Source organism: Streptomyces cyaneus (assembly GCF_004028635.1).
In the GTDB taxonomy this organism is placed as follows: Bacteria; Actinomycetota; Actinomycetes; order Streptomycetales; family Streptomycetaceae; genus Streptomyces; species Streptomyces cyaneus.
Window position 1 is genome coordinate 36,149 of the sequence record NZ_RQJW01000008.1, and the last position, 15,517, is coordinate 51,665.

The following is a 15,517-nucleotide window of genomic DNA, read 5'->3' on the forward strand; positions in this document are numbered from 1 at the left end:
CTCTTCTTCCTGACGGAGCGGGACATGCGCAGCGGGTGCCCCGGGACGATCGGATCACGCCGGCGGACGGCCCGGGCATCGACCGCCGGCCAGGGATGGTGCGTTGCTGGTACCGGGCCGTCCGGGTGTGTTTCCTGCGCCGCCCTGCATCGGATCGTGCAGAGTCGCCTGCGCTTCGACCCGCGCGTCCAGGTCTATTACGAACGCCGCATCAAGGAGGGAAGGAGGGCAAGGCCCGAGGTGAAATCGCTCGATGCCTCAAACGTTACGTCGCCCGAGAGAGCTTTCACCTGATCCAGCCCGTTTCCTCACAGCCCCCGGCATAGGGGCTGTGAGGCAGGCGTAGATGCCCCGCACGACCGACGCCGAGTCGGTGGGTGCCGCCGTGGCCGTGGGGTCGGTCGGCGTGGGGGACGTGGCGCTCTGGGCGTCCGTCGGCGTTGCGGTCGTACCGTCGGCGGGTGTCGTGGAACGGGTGGGCGTGGCTGCCGGGCTGCTCTCCTCGGCGACGAACGCTGCCGGCTCGGTCGCCTTCGTCTCGGCGTCGGTCACCACGCCCGGGTCGACCAGGTCGGCCTCGAGCCCGTTGGGCAGTGCGCCCGTGGTGCCGTCCTCGTGGACGACCTGGACCTGAACGCCGTCGGAGGGACCGACCCACAGCGGCTCGGACGCGCCGCGCATCCCGGCCTCGGGATCCTCCGGCGGGTCGATGTTCACTTCGAGGTTCTGCCAGGCGCCCCACTCGCCGCTCGCCAGACCGCGGGTACGCACCTGCGCCGTGCCGTCGAGCCGCTTGACGGCCCCCGTCCAGGAGACACCGACCAGCGAGAACTGCTCGGTGTCCGTGCGCGGCAGCTCCCGCTTGCCGCCCGCGGTCTCCTTCAGCGTGAGGTGGTAGACCTCTACAGGCCGCTTGGCTCGGTCCTGCGCACCCGGGTCGCCCGACGGGCCGGCGACCGCATAGGTCACCACGCCCCCGGGCCCCCAGGACAACCGACACAGCAGGTGATCCGCCCTACCAGCGCGCTGTGACTGGGAGACATCACACAGTTCGAGATCTCGGTGACGTAGATCACCCCGTTGCCGACGTCGGACCGGCGATGCTCAGCCGATGGCGATGCGGGGGTGGGCCGAGGGGGTGATCCAGCTCATGATGCGGTCCATGGTGGCCCGGGGCACGGAGACGCAGCCGGCGGTGGCGCCGTTGCCGTTGACGTGGAGGAAGATGCCGGCGCCGCGGCCGGGGGTGGCGGGCCAGCGGTTGAAGTTGATGACGAGGGCCCTGGCGTACTGGGTGGGGTAGTTGATGAGGTGCTCGCTGCCGCGGTCGCCGGACTCGGTGAGCGGGAAGTCCGCTCCCGCTTCGCCGTGCATGGAGTTGTAGAACTTCGACTCGGGGTCCTGCACCCACCAGTCGTCGTCGGTGACCACGTGATACGGCATCGCGGTGCCGCCCGCCACGTGGCCGAACCCCTCCGTGATGGTGTAGGTGCCGGTGGGGGTGGTGTAGGTGCTCTGCCGGCGGGTCGCCCCGTCCGTCACGCCGTTGGAGCCGACCCGGCCCGCGCTCGTGCTGAACTGAGCCTTCCAGCCTGAGGACCCCTTGGCCCAGGCGGTGACGGTGGCGTAGGAGCCGCTGGCCTTGACGGTGATCAGCTGGGTGGCGTCGCCCACCTCGACCGGCACCGGGAAGTCGGGCGCGGCGGGGGCCTGGGCTGCGGATCCCGTATCGCCGGAGCCCGACCCCGATCCCGTGGCGCTCGCGGACTGTCCGGTCCCCTTCGCATCGCCGGCCGATGTGGAGGCGGATGCCGAGGGCGAGGTGGATGCGTCGCCGGAGGCGGAGGGGCTGGCGGAGGGGGAGCCGGAGGCGCTGGGTGACGCGCTGCCGGTGACGGCGTCGGCAGTGGGGTCCTGCGGTGACTGCGGCACCTCGACCGAGTCGGAGGCCGCGGTCTGTCGGGCGTCCTGCCCGCCGCACGCGGAGATCACCGTGAGGGTGCTGAGCATTGCGGCGGTGATCAGAGCCTTCCGGGGAAGGGCGTGCACAGGGAACTCCTTGGGAGGGGAAGGGCGAGCTCAGCTCGCGGTCGCGGGTGTGGTGGGCAGGGCGCCGGTGCAGGTGGCGCGGCCGAACGTGCCGCTGGCGGTGGCGCTTTGGACGTAGCGGCCGCGGATCGCGAGGGTGCAGCGGGCCTGACCGCCGTTCTCACCGAGGGTGATGCTGACGGTCGGGTCCTGACCGAGGGGGACGTTGACGGTCTTGCGCCAGGGCAGGGCGGCGGCTTTGACGACGGTGGCCTTTCCGGCCTCGCTGCGGGCCTGGAAGGTGATGTCCGCGGTGCCTTGGCCGGACACCTCGTAGGTGACCGAGGCGGTGGGGGTACTGCGCTCCGGCTTACCGTCGCTCCCGCCGGTGCCCGCGACGCCGTACACCACGAGTCCTGCGCAGGCGGCCAGCGCCGCGCCCGCCACGATCAGACCCGACCGGTCCGCGTGCCGGAAAAGTGACGGCGTCGCGGATTCCCGTGTGTTGTCGGCCATGAATTATCCCCCCTCGAAATGGGACTGCTCAAAGATGAACCCGGCGGGTTATACCCGATGCCGTTCGCCGACAGCAAGCGAAGGGGAAAATCGGACATTCGGCGACCTGTTTAATGTCGATCGTCCTCAATGTCCGAACGCTTGACATTGCGTCACCGGAATGATTAGAAATCCGGCGCCCCTGCCTATGAGCTCGTTTCTCATGGGCGCGGGTTAATTTCGGCGGCATGTTTATGCCATGACGCACGAGGAAAGGTTTGGCGTGAAACCCAGACTGGGCAGGCTGATAGCGTGTCTGGTGGTAGCCGCGGTGACGAGCACCGCGTTGCCCCAGGTCGCGTACGCGGCGCCCGCTGATGACGGTGATGACAAGGGGATTGTCGACACCGTCAAGAGCTGGTTCGCGGATGACGATGACGATAGCGGGGAATTGGCCGAGCCGCCGTCGCATGACGAGTTGGAAATGGCCGACCGGCAGAAGCTGCCGAAGGGCAAGGCCGCTCCGAAGGCGAAGCGGGTCAAGGAGCTGAAGGGCCGGCGCACGGCGAGTGCGCGGTTCTGGCAGCTGTCGGACGGCCGGGTGGAGGCGGAGCTGTCGGCGGTGCCGACGTCGTACCGCTCGGGGTCGGGCAAGAAGGCTTCCTGGAAATCCATCGACACCGCCGTGCGTGGTACGAAGGCGAAGGGTTTTGAGTTCGCCAACACCACGAACAACGGGCGGTCCTGGTTCGGTGATGACGCCGACCGGCTGGTGCGTTTCGCGTCGCCGAGCGGCCGTTCGGTCACCCTCGGTCTCGACGGTGTGAGGGACGAGGACCTCAAGCCGACGGCCAAGGGCTCCACGGTCACATACGAGGATGTGGTGCACGGCGCGGACATCGAGTACGCCGTCGGCCCCGGCCGGGTGAAGGAGAACATCACCCTGGCCGAACGCCCCGACGCGCCTGTGAAGTTCACGTTCACGCTGGATGCGGACGGTCTGACCCCGAAGGCGCGCAAGGACGGCTCGATCGCGCTGTTCGGCGAGTTGCCGCACACGCCGGAGCTGGTGATCCCGGCTCCGTACATGACGGACGCGAAGAAGGCGGAGAAGTCCGTCTTCGGTAGGACCTACAGCACCAAGGTCACCCAGAAGCTCACCAAGGACGGCGACTCCTGGAAGCTCACCGTCACGCCGGACGCGAAGTGGCTGGCGTCGAAGGAGCGGCAGTACCCGGTGGTGATCGATCCGACGATCACGATCGCGCCGTCGCCGACCGACTCGCAGGACACTATGGTCCTGTCGGATCAGCCGTCGGCGAACTTCAACACGACCTGGAAGCTGTCGGCGGGCAAGACCGACACGGGTACCTCCCGGTCGTTGATCAAGTTCCCGCTGAGCGAGATCCCGTCGGGCACGCAGATCGACACCGCGCGCCTGGAGATGTACTTCGACCAGGCGCATACGACCAATGCCAACGACGTGACCATCGGCGCCTACCGGGCCACCGGCACCTGGGACGAGCTGTCGGCGACCTGGGACAAGACCAGTGCGCTGGTGGGCGAGTTGTCCGGCACGAGTGTGCAGGTGGACGACGGGGACGCCGGGACGACGGCGGCGGTCGGCTCGTGGAAGCCGGGGTCGCAGACGTACGGGATCGACGGCGACTACCTGTACAACAAGGACTCGATCACCACTGACACCTACACCTGGCAGCCGGAGATCCCGGAGACGGCCTCCTACCGGGTGGACGCGCACTATGTGACGGCCTCGGACCGCTCCACGGCGGCCCCTTACACGGTGACCGGTCAGGACGGAACGGCCACCTACACCGTGGACCAGACGGCCGGTTCGGGTGGGGTGTGGGCCTCCCTCAACGGCGGCTCGCAGATCGACTTCGCCAAGGGCACGGCCGGCAAGGTCGTCCTGGGGGACACCGACAGCTCGACGGCGGTGATCGCGGACGCGGTGCGCTGGGTGAACCCGGCGTCGATCGTGAAGAACACCGGCGAGTACAACCAGTGGCACAAGTTCCCGGTCACGGACACGGTGCAGCAGTGGCTGGACGGTACGGCCACCAACCACGGCTTCGTACTGAAGGCGACCAACGAGTCCACCACCCCGACCGGCGGCCCGCGCTATGAGGCCGGCGACGGCGACTACGGCGGCGAGACCTCCACGATCCCGCGGCTGACGGTCACCTACGGCAAGGTCGGCACGGCCCTGAACTCGCCGACGGTGATCCACGGCACGGGCCCGGAACTGTCGTGGAAGACGTACTCCAACACCACCGGTGACAGTGGTCTGGACATCGCGGAGTACCAGCTGCACCGCTCCACGCAGCAGGCGTTCACGCCCTCGGCCGCGACGCTCGTCGCGCCGATCGACAAGGCGGCCACCAGCTACACGGACACCACCGCGACACCGACCCCGGACTCCTCGGCGAACGAGATCGGCCGCTCGTACTACTACCAGCTGGCGGTGAAGACCAAGAGCGGCGAGCTGCTCGGCTCACCGACCCGCATCGTCGGCGTGCCGAAGGCGGGCCGCACGATGCGCCTGATCCAGGGCACGTCGGGGGTGACGGACACGACCCTGTCGTCCGCGCAGCCGACCACCAACCAGGACGCCATCCAGTCCTTCGGCGTGGGCCAGAAGTGGCTGAGCGTGGGCAACAACTCCGCCACGTACGGCAAGACCCGCGCGGCGATGAAGTTCGCCACCTCCGACATTCCGACCACGGCCACGGTGCTGGAGTCGCGGCTGTTCATGTGGGGCGCGGAGACCACCACCGGCACGAACGGTGCGATCTACGAACTGCACGGTCTGACCAGGGACTTCGCCGAAACCACCGCCACCTGGAACAACGCCAACTCCACCACCGCGTGGACGACACCGGGCGGTGACTACTCGGCGACCGTGTCGGACACCGTCGCGCAGGTCTCGGAGGTGGGCCGCCACTGGTGGGACGCCACCTCTCTCGCCCAGGGCTGGATCAAGACACCGACCAGCAACAAGGGCGCGATGGTCAGGCTGAAGGACGAATCCGCCACCGGCCCGCAGGAACGCACCCTGTTCCTGGCCTCGGAGGCATCCGACTACCAGCTCGGCCCGCTGCTGCGAGTGATCTACGTCGACTCCACCACCGAGGACACCTACTACGCGCCGCAGACGCCGGCCAGGATGACGCCGAACTCCACCTACACGGTGGACTTCACGGTCACCAACACCACGTCCAGTGCATGGGCGAGCGGTGAGCGGCAGCTGTCGTACACCTGGAAGCTGCCGGACGGTACGGACGTGACGACCGGCGGCAACCAGCTGTCGACGGCGATACCGGCCCTGTCGCCCGGCCAGTCGGCGACGATCCAGGCGCAGGTCAAGACGCCGATCAACTCCGACTCGGGCAGCAAGCGCACCGAGTACGTGCTCGGCTGGGACATCAAGAAGGTCTCCGACGGCAGCTGGCTGTCGGCCGGGACCGGCGGCATCGCGACGCTGAAGCAGAACGTGGCGGTGGAGGACCCCACCTCCAACACGCTCGGCCTGGAGAAGTTCTACTCCTACACCGGCAAGAACACCGGGGCCGGTTCGACGGTGATGAACAACCTGGCGTCGGGCAACAGCGTGTGGTCGTACAACGCGTTCACCAACCCCGGCCGCGGCCTGACCACGTTCGCCCGGTTCGCGTACAACTCGCTGGACACCTCCGACACCGTGTCGGGTGCGGGCTGGTCGGCGCAGCTGGCCGGGCCCATCCGGCTGGGTGCCCCACTGGAATTCCACCCGAAGCCGAACGCCAACGCCACGCAGATCCGTCTGCCGGACGGTGACGGCACGACGCACGTCTTCACCAAGCAGGCCGACGGCACGTGGAAGGCCCCGGCGGGTGTCCACTACCGCATCACGATGAAGACGGGTCTGGACTGCACCCCGAACAAGGACCCGGTGCCGGACGCGTGGACACTCCTGCGCCCGGACGGCACGCGCTTCTTCTTCGGCTGCGACGGCTATCTGACGTCCGTCGTCGACAAGAACGGCAACACGCAGACGTACACGTACGAGGAACGCAAGTCCAACAACAAGCCGACCAAGTTCCTCACGTACATCACCGACCCGGCCGGCAGGCAGTCCCTGCGGGTCGAGTACTACAAGAAGGGCGACGCTTCGTACGACTACATCGACGACACGGGCGCCAAGGTCACGGGTTCGAACCTGACGAACTCGAAGATCTACGACCACGTCAAGTCGATCACGGACATCTCCGGGTCCGTCTCGAGCCTGCCGGTCCGCAAGATCTCCTTCTTCTACACGACGAAGGGTCTGCTCGGCCGGTTCACCGACGGTGACGGCTCCAGCCAGCCGAAGGTGTTCAAGTTCACCTACGACGCCACTCAGGGCAACAAGAACGTCAAGCTGGTCAAGGCCACCGACCCGCGCGGCAACGCCACCGACCTGGCGTACTACGCGCCGCAGGCCGGCGACGACCCGAAGTACCACTGGTGGACCAAGACCATCAACGACCGCCTCGACGGTGACACGGGCTTCGCATACGCGGCGAACACCACGAACACCAAGTTCACCGACACCACCGTCACCGACGCCGAGACGCACGCCACGAAGTACGTGACCGACGACTTCGCCCGTCCGGTCCAGACGACCAACGCCAAGTCCCAGAGCACCAAGATGAGCTGGGACGCCGACAACAACGTCACGTACCTGGAGGAGGACAACGGGGCGAAGACCGCGTACTGCTACGACCAGAAGACCGGCTACCCGCTCTGGCAGCGCGACGCGGAGAACAACAAGTCGGGTGTCCCGGACCAGACGACCGCCTGTGTGTCGGACACCTCCAAGTGGCCGGCCAACGCCGCGAAGTACGAGTACCAGACCCGCGCCGACGGCTTCTCGGCGGACCTGTTCCGCAAGACGTCTCCCGAGGGCCGCGCCTGGCAGTTCGGCTATGACACCTTCGGCAACCTGAAGACGGTCACCGACCCCAAGGGTGTCGCGACGACTTCGGTTCCGGACGACTACACGACGAAGTACGAGTACGACTCCTACGGGCAGCTGACCAAGGCGACGGACGCCAACGGTAACGCGACGACCAACAGTGGCTTCGGGCCGAGCGGTTACCCGACGACGATCACGGACGCTCTCCAGAGGTCGACATCGTTCGAGTACGACGAGCGCGGCCAGGTGACCAAGGTCATCGACGCCAACCAGAAGGCGAGCACGCAGACGTACGACACGTTTGGCCGTCCGCTGGTCAACGTGGTGCCGAAGGACCAGGATGCCGGCGTCCTGATCACGACCCCGGCGCCGGTGTACGACGAGAACGACAACGTCACCAAGTCGACAGCGCCGAACGGTGCAGTGTCCACGGCGGTGTATGACAACGCGGACCAAATCACGTCGGCGACGGCGCCGGCGAACAACCAGACCACCCCGCGTACCACGACGTACACCTACGACAAGGTCGGCAACCCCAAGACAACAACGGAGCCCAAGGGCACGGCGACCACGGCGGACACGACCGACTACATCACGACGAACCACTACGACGAGATCTACCAGCTCGCTTCCGCGGTGAACGCGAAGGGCGACAAGGTCTCGTACGAGTACGACAACGTCGGCAACGTCACCAAGGTCATCGACCCGAAGAAGAACGCGACGACCGACACGACCGACTACACGACCAGGACGGACTACGACCTCAATCACCGGGCCACGGTCGTCACCGATGCGGCCGGCAAGACCACCAAGCGGGGCTACGACAAGGACTCGCTGGTCACGTCGGCCACGGACGCGGAGAACAACACCACGCTCATCACCTACGACGAGCGCGGCAAGCAGACCGAGGTCAAGGTCCCGCACGACGGCACGACGTCGATCACGTACCGTACGACGAAGTACGAGTACGACCAGGTCGGCAACACCACCAAGGTGATCAGCCCGCGTGCGGTCGCAGCCGGTACGACCACCGCGTTCACCGCCCGTACCGAGTACGACGCGCTGAACCGTCCGGTCAAGCAGTACCAGCCGTACGATCCGGCGGACAGCCGCTACAACAACCCCAACGTCTACACGGAGACCACCTACGACAAGGTGGGCCGGGTCGCGAAGACCTCGCTGCCGCCGTCGCAGGGCGAGACAGTCCGCAACGACACGACCTACGGCTACTTCGACAACGGCTGGGCGAGGTCATCCACGGATCCGTGGGACATCGCCACCACGTACGACTACAACGAGTTGGGCAAGCAGACCACTCGGACCCTGACCTCAGCGGGCGGCTCCTCGGACCGCACGATGTCCTGGTCGTACTACCCCGACGGCTCGCTGAAGTCCCGCTCGGACGACGGGGTCCCGGTGGGCAAGTCGGTCGTCCTGGTGGACAACTCCGACACTCAGAACACCGCGAAGAGCGGCACCTGGACGAAGGGAGACATCGCTGGTCAGCAGGGCTACAGCCACGAGACCCACGCGGCCGGAACCGGCACTGACGCCTTCACGTGGACGCTCAACATCCCCAAGGACGGCACGTACGCCGCGTACGTGAAGTTCCCGAAGGTGACGGGCGCCGCGACAACGGCCAAGTACACGCTCACCCATGAGGCCGGGACGGCCGACAAGACGATCGACCAGAACGCGACTGCCAACCAGGGCACCTGGGTCTCGCTGGGCTCCTACTCCTTCAAGCAGGGCAACGGAGCCAAGCTGCAGCTGTTCCAGAACAGCGGCGGTGCCGTGGTCGCGGACGCCGTGAAGCTGATCAGGGACAACTCTGCCGAAACCGACAACGAGAAGCGGACGTTCGCGTACGAGTATGACCTCAACGGCAATCTGACCAAGATCGACGACACCTCGTCGGGTGCGAAGATCGACGCGTACTCGGTCCTGTACACCGGCCTCAACCAGGTCGACAAGGTCACCGAGCTCGTGGCCGGCCAGGAGAAGAAGTCCACGTCGTACGCCTACGACGCGAACGGCCTGGTGGATACGGTCACTCACCCCGTCCAGTACTCCAAGTACACGTACGACCTGCGTGACCTGGTCAAGACGGCGTCCATCGGCAAGTCCCCGACCGATACCTCGCCGAAGGTCACGTCGTACACCTACACCGACCGCGGCCAGCCGCTGAAGGAGACCAAGGCCAACGGCAACACCGTCGACCACACGTACTACCGCGACGGCGCGCTGAAGACCTCGGTGGAGAAGAAGGGCAACGGCACCCTCGTCGCCTCGCACACCTACGCCTACGACCCGAACGGCAACAAGGCGCAGGACGTGGCGAAGAAGATGAACGCCGACAACCACGCGGCGTACCTCGAATCCACCACGGACTACACCTACGACCCGGCCGACCGGCTTGCCAAGGCGGTCAAGACGGGCAACGGCGCAGGGACCGAGAACTATGTGCACGACGACAACGCCAACGTCGTCAGCCAGACGGTCAAGAACATCACCACCAACTACGGCTACGACCGCAACCGCCTGCTGAGTGCAACCGCTGTCGGCGGCACCACGTCCACCTACAATTACGACCCGTTCGGCCGCCTGGAGTCGGTGACCTCGGGCAGCAAGGTGACCAGCCGGAACGTGTACGACGGCTTCGACCACGTCGTCGAGTCCCAGAGTGCGGACTCGACGGGAGCGATGAAGTCGACCAGGTACACGTACGACCCATTGGACCGCACCGCTTCGAAGACGGCGGACGGCAAGACCACCGACTTCGGCTATCTGGGCCTCTCGTCCGAGGTCCTGGACGAGAACGTCGCCGGCCAGCTGACCAAGTCGTACCAGTACAGCCCGTGGGGCGAGCGCCTGTCGCAGATCAAGCACAACAGCGACGGCACGACCGAGGACGGCTACTACGGCTACAACGGCCACACCGACGTCGAAACGCTCACGGACGGAGCCGGCGACACCAAGGCCACGTACGGCTACACGGCCTACGGCTCCGACGACACGTCCGAGTTCACCGGCATCGACAAGCCTGACCCCGGCAATCCCGGGAAGGAGGACTACAACCCCTACCGGTTCAACGCCAAGCGCTGGGACGCCCAGTCCGGCACGTACGACATGGGCTTCCGCGACTACAGCCCGGGCCTGAACCGCTTCACAAGCCGGGACATGTACACCGGTGCCCTCGCCGACATGAACCTCGGCACGGATCCCTTCACCGGAAACCGGTACGCCTTCGGCGGCGGCAACCCTGCCAACTTCATCGAGTACGACGGCCATTTCGGGCTCGTGCTCGTCGCTGCCGTAGCCGTCGTGGTGGTGGCCGCGGCACTGATCACGGACGAAGTCGCCGCTGAGCAGTCGGGGCGCGAGAGCATGCTCGACCGTATGGCGGACGGCCTGACATCCACGGCCGAGGGCATTCGGGACTCCATCGAGGAAGCCACGCAGGACGACCCGGAGCCGAAGCCCGACAACAAGCCGCGGAAGGACAACGAACCCCAGTCGAAGCCCAGGCCGCTGCCGACGCCGAGTCCGGCTCCGTCCCCGATGAACAAGAACCGTCAGGACTGCACGTCGGGCAGCTGGTCCGGCCCCGCCATCCGGTACGACCCCCTGAGGGACGGTAAAGCGCAAGGCGGGGAGGCTTGTCTGACGGCTCCGCTGGGGACGGGCTCGAAGGCAGCGTCCCTGCCCATCTCCGGATATCAGGATGCGCGCGACCAGGGATTCAGCGTGTCCCGGTGCCACATCATCGGAGCCAAGCTCGGCGGCGACGGCACGCGTGAGGACAACCTCTTCACCTGTGCACAGAACCCGACGAATTCCGCGAACATGTACCACCAGTTCGAAAAGCGCGTGGCGGCTCTCGTCAAACCTGGCGTGTCGGTCTATTACAACGTCAGTCTGCTCTATCGAGAGGGGGCCAGCCGTCCCTACGGGGTGAGCATGTCCTACTACACGAGTACCGGTGAATCGGACCACCGGACGTTCCCGAACTGGGCGTACCGGAACGGTACTTGGACAACATTGGGCTGAGTTCGCTCACCCCGTTTGCCGTGGCCCCGAGCGGTATGCTCGGGGCCACGGCCCGCGGCTTGGCATTCGGCCCCTTTTCAGAAAGGATCAGAAGCTCGTGTACACCACCCCCGCCCCCGAGGTGGACATCACAGCGATCATCCCCGAGCTGTCAGAATGGCGCAGAACCACCGTGCGCCTGCATCCCCGGCCGGGGAACCCCCGCGAGGTCGACAGTCACATCGGCGGCCCCATGCTCGACGTCGAGGGAAGCGCGCGCCCCGCCTGTGAAGAGCATCCGATGGATTACGACGGTCGGGACATGCCGCGCCCGATGGAATCCGTGGCACAGTTCTTCCGGCGCGATTTTCCCGAGATTCCATATCCGGCCGGATGTGATCTCTTGCAAGTGTACTGGTGCCCCAATGATCACTACATGGAATATGCTGACTCGGATTACGAGGGCCCCGCAGTCTCACTTGAGTGGCTTGATTCCGTGAATGCAGCAGAAGGGGCCAGGGAAAATCCCTTCCATCGGGTTCAGCCCTGCAATGAATCGTATGACCTGCGCCCGTGTCGAATCACGCCGGAGCGAGTCATTGAATTTCCATGGATGGAAGAGCTTCCCGACGACATCGCGAGACGTCTCGTCACGGTGGATCAGGAACGAGGGTTGCGTTATCAGTACGCCCTGTCGGTCGCGTACGGCTGGAAAATCGGGGGGTGGCCGAGTTGGCACGCGACGGACAAGAGGAACCTTTCCTGCCCTGACTGTGAAGGAGGCGTCGAGCTGCTCCTCAAGGCGGACAGCAGCGAGTGGGACGGCGCGAGCGACCGGTGGTGGCCGCTGGAGGACAGGGAATTGGACCAGCAAGCGCTGAAGGTCGCCTATTCACCGACCGGCGCAGAGGTCGGCCGGTTCGGCGAGCTCCGCGTCTTCGTCTGTCGCAATGACGTCCGACACCAACCCGTCCTCGACATGCAGTGAAGACTGGGCAATGCCAAGCGTCGGGCGCCCAATCCAGTTACATTTCGTTATTCCGGCTGGTCAGGGGCAGTCCACTTTCCGCGGAATGCGAACTCGCCGTCCGGCCAGGCTACGGAGACCTGCACGGACATGGAGAACACCAACACGGTCATCACCTACGACGAGCGCGGCCAGTAAGACGCCATTTCAGTTGGCGTGATCTTGCGGCAGTCTGAGGTGATGACTGATGCGCTTGTCGAGCGGATGGCGCCCGAAGAGTTATGGAAGTTGTTCCAGCGGGTGGTGCCGCCCGCACCGGTTCGCCCGCAGGGTGGAGGGCACCGCCGGCGAGGGGACCGCGAGGTGCTGGCCGCGATCATCTTCGTGGCCACCTCGGGCTGCACCTGGAACCAACTCCCGCCGGGCTTCGGGCTGTCGGGGGTCACTGCCTTCCGTCGGTTCACCGAGTGGACCGAGGCCAGGGTGTGGGCCAAGCTCCACCGCCTGGTCGTGGACGAACTCGGTGCCCGGGGCGACCTGGACTGGTCACGGTGCGCGATCGACTCTGTCAGCGTCCGGGCCCTCAAAGGGGGCAACTGACAGGACCGAATCCGACCGACCGCGGCAAGAAGGGATCGAAAATCCACCTCATCGTCGACCGCCAGGGCCTGCCCCTGTCTGTCGGCATCTCCGCCGCCAACCTCCACGACAGCCAGGCCCTCATCCCGCTGGTCCGCGGCATTCCGCCCATCCGTTCCCGTCGCGGCCCGCGACGTCGGCGGCCCGGCAAGCTGCATGGCGACAAGGGCTACGACTACCGCCACCTGCGGCGATGGCTCGCTTCCCGAGGCATCCGGCACCGCCTCGCCCGAAAAGGCATCGAGTCGTCCCGACGCCTGGGCCGACATCGCTGGGTCGTGGAGCGGACCGTGTCGTGGCTGTCCGGGGGCCGACGCCTTCACCGCCGCTACGAGCGCAAGTCGGAACACTTCCTCGCCTTCACCGCCATCGCCGCGACCCTCATATGTCACCGCAGACTGACCAAGTGAAATGGCCTCTAACAATGAGCGGTTCCAACCTGGTGTGTGGGCTTGGTAGTTGGCCTGACAGATAGGTGAATCCCCTGGTAGATGGGTTTTCGACCAAGAGAACCTTCTCCGCCGGAGGCTTCGCGTGCTTGTCTACCCGTCGGGCGTCGACGTGTCCAGTTCCGCCCTTCGCTTCCTGTCCGCCTGCCTCCGGGAACACCGCCGCGCTCTCCGCACCCGATGGCGCCGCCTGACCGCTGGCCGCCAGGCCTTGCTCGCCCTCGCCCACCTGCGCAACGGCCACACCTACGCCCAGCTCGCAGCCGGATTCAGCGTCGGGACCACTACCGTCTACCGCTACGTCACCGAGGCCGTCGACCTCCTCGCCGACCTCGCCCCCACACTCTCCCAGGCCGCGCGGACGGCCTCGATGAAGGCGTTCGTGATCCTGGACGGGACGCTGCTGCCCATCGACCGGATCGCCGCCGACCGGCCCTTCTACTCCGGGAAACACACGAGACACGGCAGAACGTGCAGGTCATCACCGACCCGATGGGTCGTCTCCTCTGAGCCTCCCCGGCTCTTCCCGGAGCCGTGCATGACATCCGGGCGGCCCGCGAGCACGGCATCGTCGACGCCCTCGCCGAGGCCGGCATCGAATGCTGGGCGGACAAGGGATACCAGGGTGCCGGCGGCACGTTCCGTCTCCCCTACCGCGGCCGTTGGAACAGCCTTTCCGCAGGACAGCATGCCTTCAATCGGTCGCACGCGAAGATCCGCGCACGCGTCGAGCAGGCCATCGCAACCCTCAAATCCTGGCGGCTCCTCCGCAAGCTCCGTTGCTCCACGCCCCGGATCACCAACCTCGTCAAAGCCGTCCTCGCCCTCCATCTGGCCAGCTCAGACTGAGGATGGAAAACGTTCACTGACTACGGCGAAGCCAGGACGTAGACGGTTGCGCCCTGGCTCAGTCCGCTGCCTAGCAGGGCGGGTGACACGGTTGGGAACCAGCCTGCTGTGTATGGCGTCAATCGCTACGACCACAGCCCGGTCATCTAGGAGTCCGAGATGACGAGTATCCGCAGGTCTGTCTCCCTCACCGTTGCGTTAGGGTTGCCCTTCCTTGTCCTGGTAGGAGGTGCGATCGCCTATATGTGGGCTGGATCCACCGCCGGTCAGGTCGATGGAGTAAAGGTCGCCTATGTCTCCGGATCTGCGAACGTGCGAGAGTGCCCAAAGCTTTCATGCGAATCGAGCACGACGTACAAGGAAGGGCAACAGGTTGTCGTCGCTAAAAAGGTAACTGGGCAATCTGTTGATGACAATAAGAAATGGGTGCAGATCAAATATGGCGACGAGAGGCGCTATATTCATGAATCGTTCATTATGTCGCAGAGTGTCTCGACGGTCAACAATTTCTGGTTCCTGTTCTCTGTTGTCGGGATGATCCCGGTAGCCGGGCTCGCTGCTCTAAGTCAAAGTCCTGGTGATGTGGGGCGCTGGGCGGTCCTGAGTCCGCGTAATTTCGACACATTTCTCTTCGGTGGCGTTCTTGCAACTGGGCTGATTTGTGGCATCGTCGGCTTCATCTATAGTCGGCTGGCCCAAGAGAATAGCCTTTCGTTCATTGCTTCAGCATTCGCTAACGTCGGAGCCGGGTTGGTTGGAGCGGCGGTTACGTTCGTCCTGTTCCAGAGTCTGTTGTCTGCACGTGGAGCTGAGGCAGGCCAGGTCGACGCCGTCAAGGAGGACGTGCTTAGCCTCAGGGCAGAATTGTCGAATGTTCGCAACGAAATATCCACAGCTGTCACAGCTGGCGCGGACGGTACGTCAGCTCTTCTGGCAGATACTCAAACGAGTCTGCTGGGTGAAATTGAACAACTGCGGTCCACGCTTAATCAGGCTATCGATCGACAGGCGGCAATCCTGGCTGCACGGCTCCCCGAGCCACCCTCAATCAACGGAAACGGCCCCAGCGCGTGATCCATAGTCTGCCGCTCCGCGTGACATGATCCT

General features: G+C 65.5%; 7 protein-coding genes and 1 pseudogene. 5 read left to right on the top strand and 3 right to left on the bottom strand.

Annotation, left to right across the window (positions count from 1 at the left end; genetic code table 11):
• Window positions 1-258 precede the first annotated feature (258 nt).
• The 3 genes from EHO50_RS28465 to EHO50_RS28475 form a co-directional block, all read right to left on the bottom strand.
• Entirely contained in the window at window positions 259-972 is a 714-nt protein-coding gene (locus EHO50_RS28465; protein WP_342786991.1) for a hypothetical protein, read from the bottom strand.
• A gap of 132 nt (window positions 973-1,104) precedes the next feature.
• On the bottom strand, window positions 1,105-2,049 hold the full coding sequence (locus tag EHO50_RS28470; protein ID WP_246101520.1) for a L,D-transpeptidase family protein: 945 nt from the start codon (window positions 2,047-2,049) through the stop codon (window positions 1,105-1,107).
• A gap of 30 nt (window positions 2,050-2,079) precedes the next feature.
• The gene (locus EHO50_RS28475; protein WP_246101521.1) at window positions 2,080-2,544 is read right to left on the bottom strand and encodes a hypothetical protein; all 465 of its coding nucleotides are present in this window, start codon (window positions 2,542-2,544) and stop codon (window positions 2,080-2,082) included.
• A 1,273-nt stretch (window positions 2,545-3,817) separates the two neighbouring features.
• On the opposite strand from EHO50_RS28475, the gene EHO50_RS28480 reads away from it, so the two are divergent.
• The 5 genes and pseudogenes from EHO50_RS28480 (at window position 3,818) to EHO50_RS28500 (ending at window position 15,484) form a co-directional block, all read left to right on the top strand.
• Window positions 3,818-11,527 (top strand): golvesin C-terminal-like domain-containing protein, encoded by a 7,710-nt coding sequence (locus tag EHO50_RS28480; protein WP_246101566.1) that lies wholly within the window; start codon window positions 3,818-3,820, stop codon window positions 11,525-11,527.
• A gap of 97 nt (window positions 11,528-11,624) precedes the next feature.
• Window positions 11,625-12,494, top strand: a complete 870-nt coding sequence (locus tag EHO50_RS28485) for a YwqG family protein (protein ID WP_128434088.1) — start codon at window positions 11,625-11,627, stop codon at window positions 12,492-12,494.
• Between the two features lie 219 nt (window positions 12,495-12,713).
• Window positions 12,714-13,522, top strand: a protein-coding gene (locus EHO50_RS28490; RefSeq protein WP_220096470.1) for an IS5 family transposase whose coding sequence is annotated in 2 segments (ribosomal slippage) — window positions 12,714-13,061 and window positions 13,064-13,522 — 807 coding nt in all. Because the reading frame shifts where the segments join, the coding sequence is not laid out codon by codon here.
• 124 nt (window positions 13,523-13,646) lie between these two features.
• Window positions 13,647-14,410 (top strand): annotated as a pseudogene (locus tag EHO50_RS28495) (IS5 family transposase).
• Window positions 14,411-14,569: 159 nt separating this feature from the next.
• Window positions 14,570-15,484, top strand: a complete 915-nt coding sequence (locus EHO50_RS28500; protein ID WP_128434090.1) for an SH3 domain-containing protein — start codon at window positions 14,570-14,572, stop codon at window positions 15,482-15,484.
• Window positions 15,485-15,517: the final 33 nt, after the last annotated feature.

Coding starts and splice junctions, on each gene's coding strand:
- EHO50_RS28475 (WP_246101521.1), bottom strand. CDS start 2,544: ATGGCCGACAACACACGGGAATCCGCGACGCCGTCACTTTTCCGGCAC.
- EHO50_RS28480 (WP_246101566.1), top strand. CDS start 3,818: ATGGTCCTGTCGGATCAGCCGTCGGCGAACTTCAACACGACCTGGAAG.
- EHO50_RS28500 (WP_128434090.1), top strand. CDS start 14,570: ATGACGAGTATCCGCAGGTCTGTCTCCCTCACCGTTGCGTTAGGGTTG.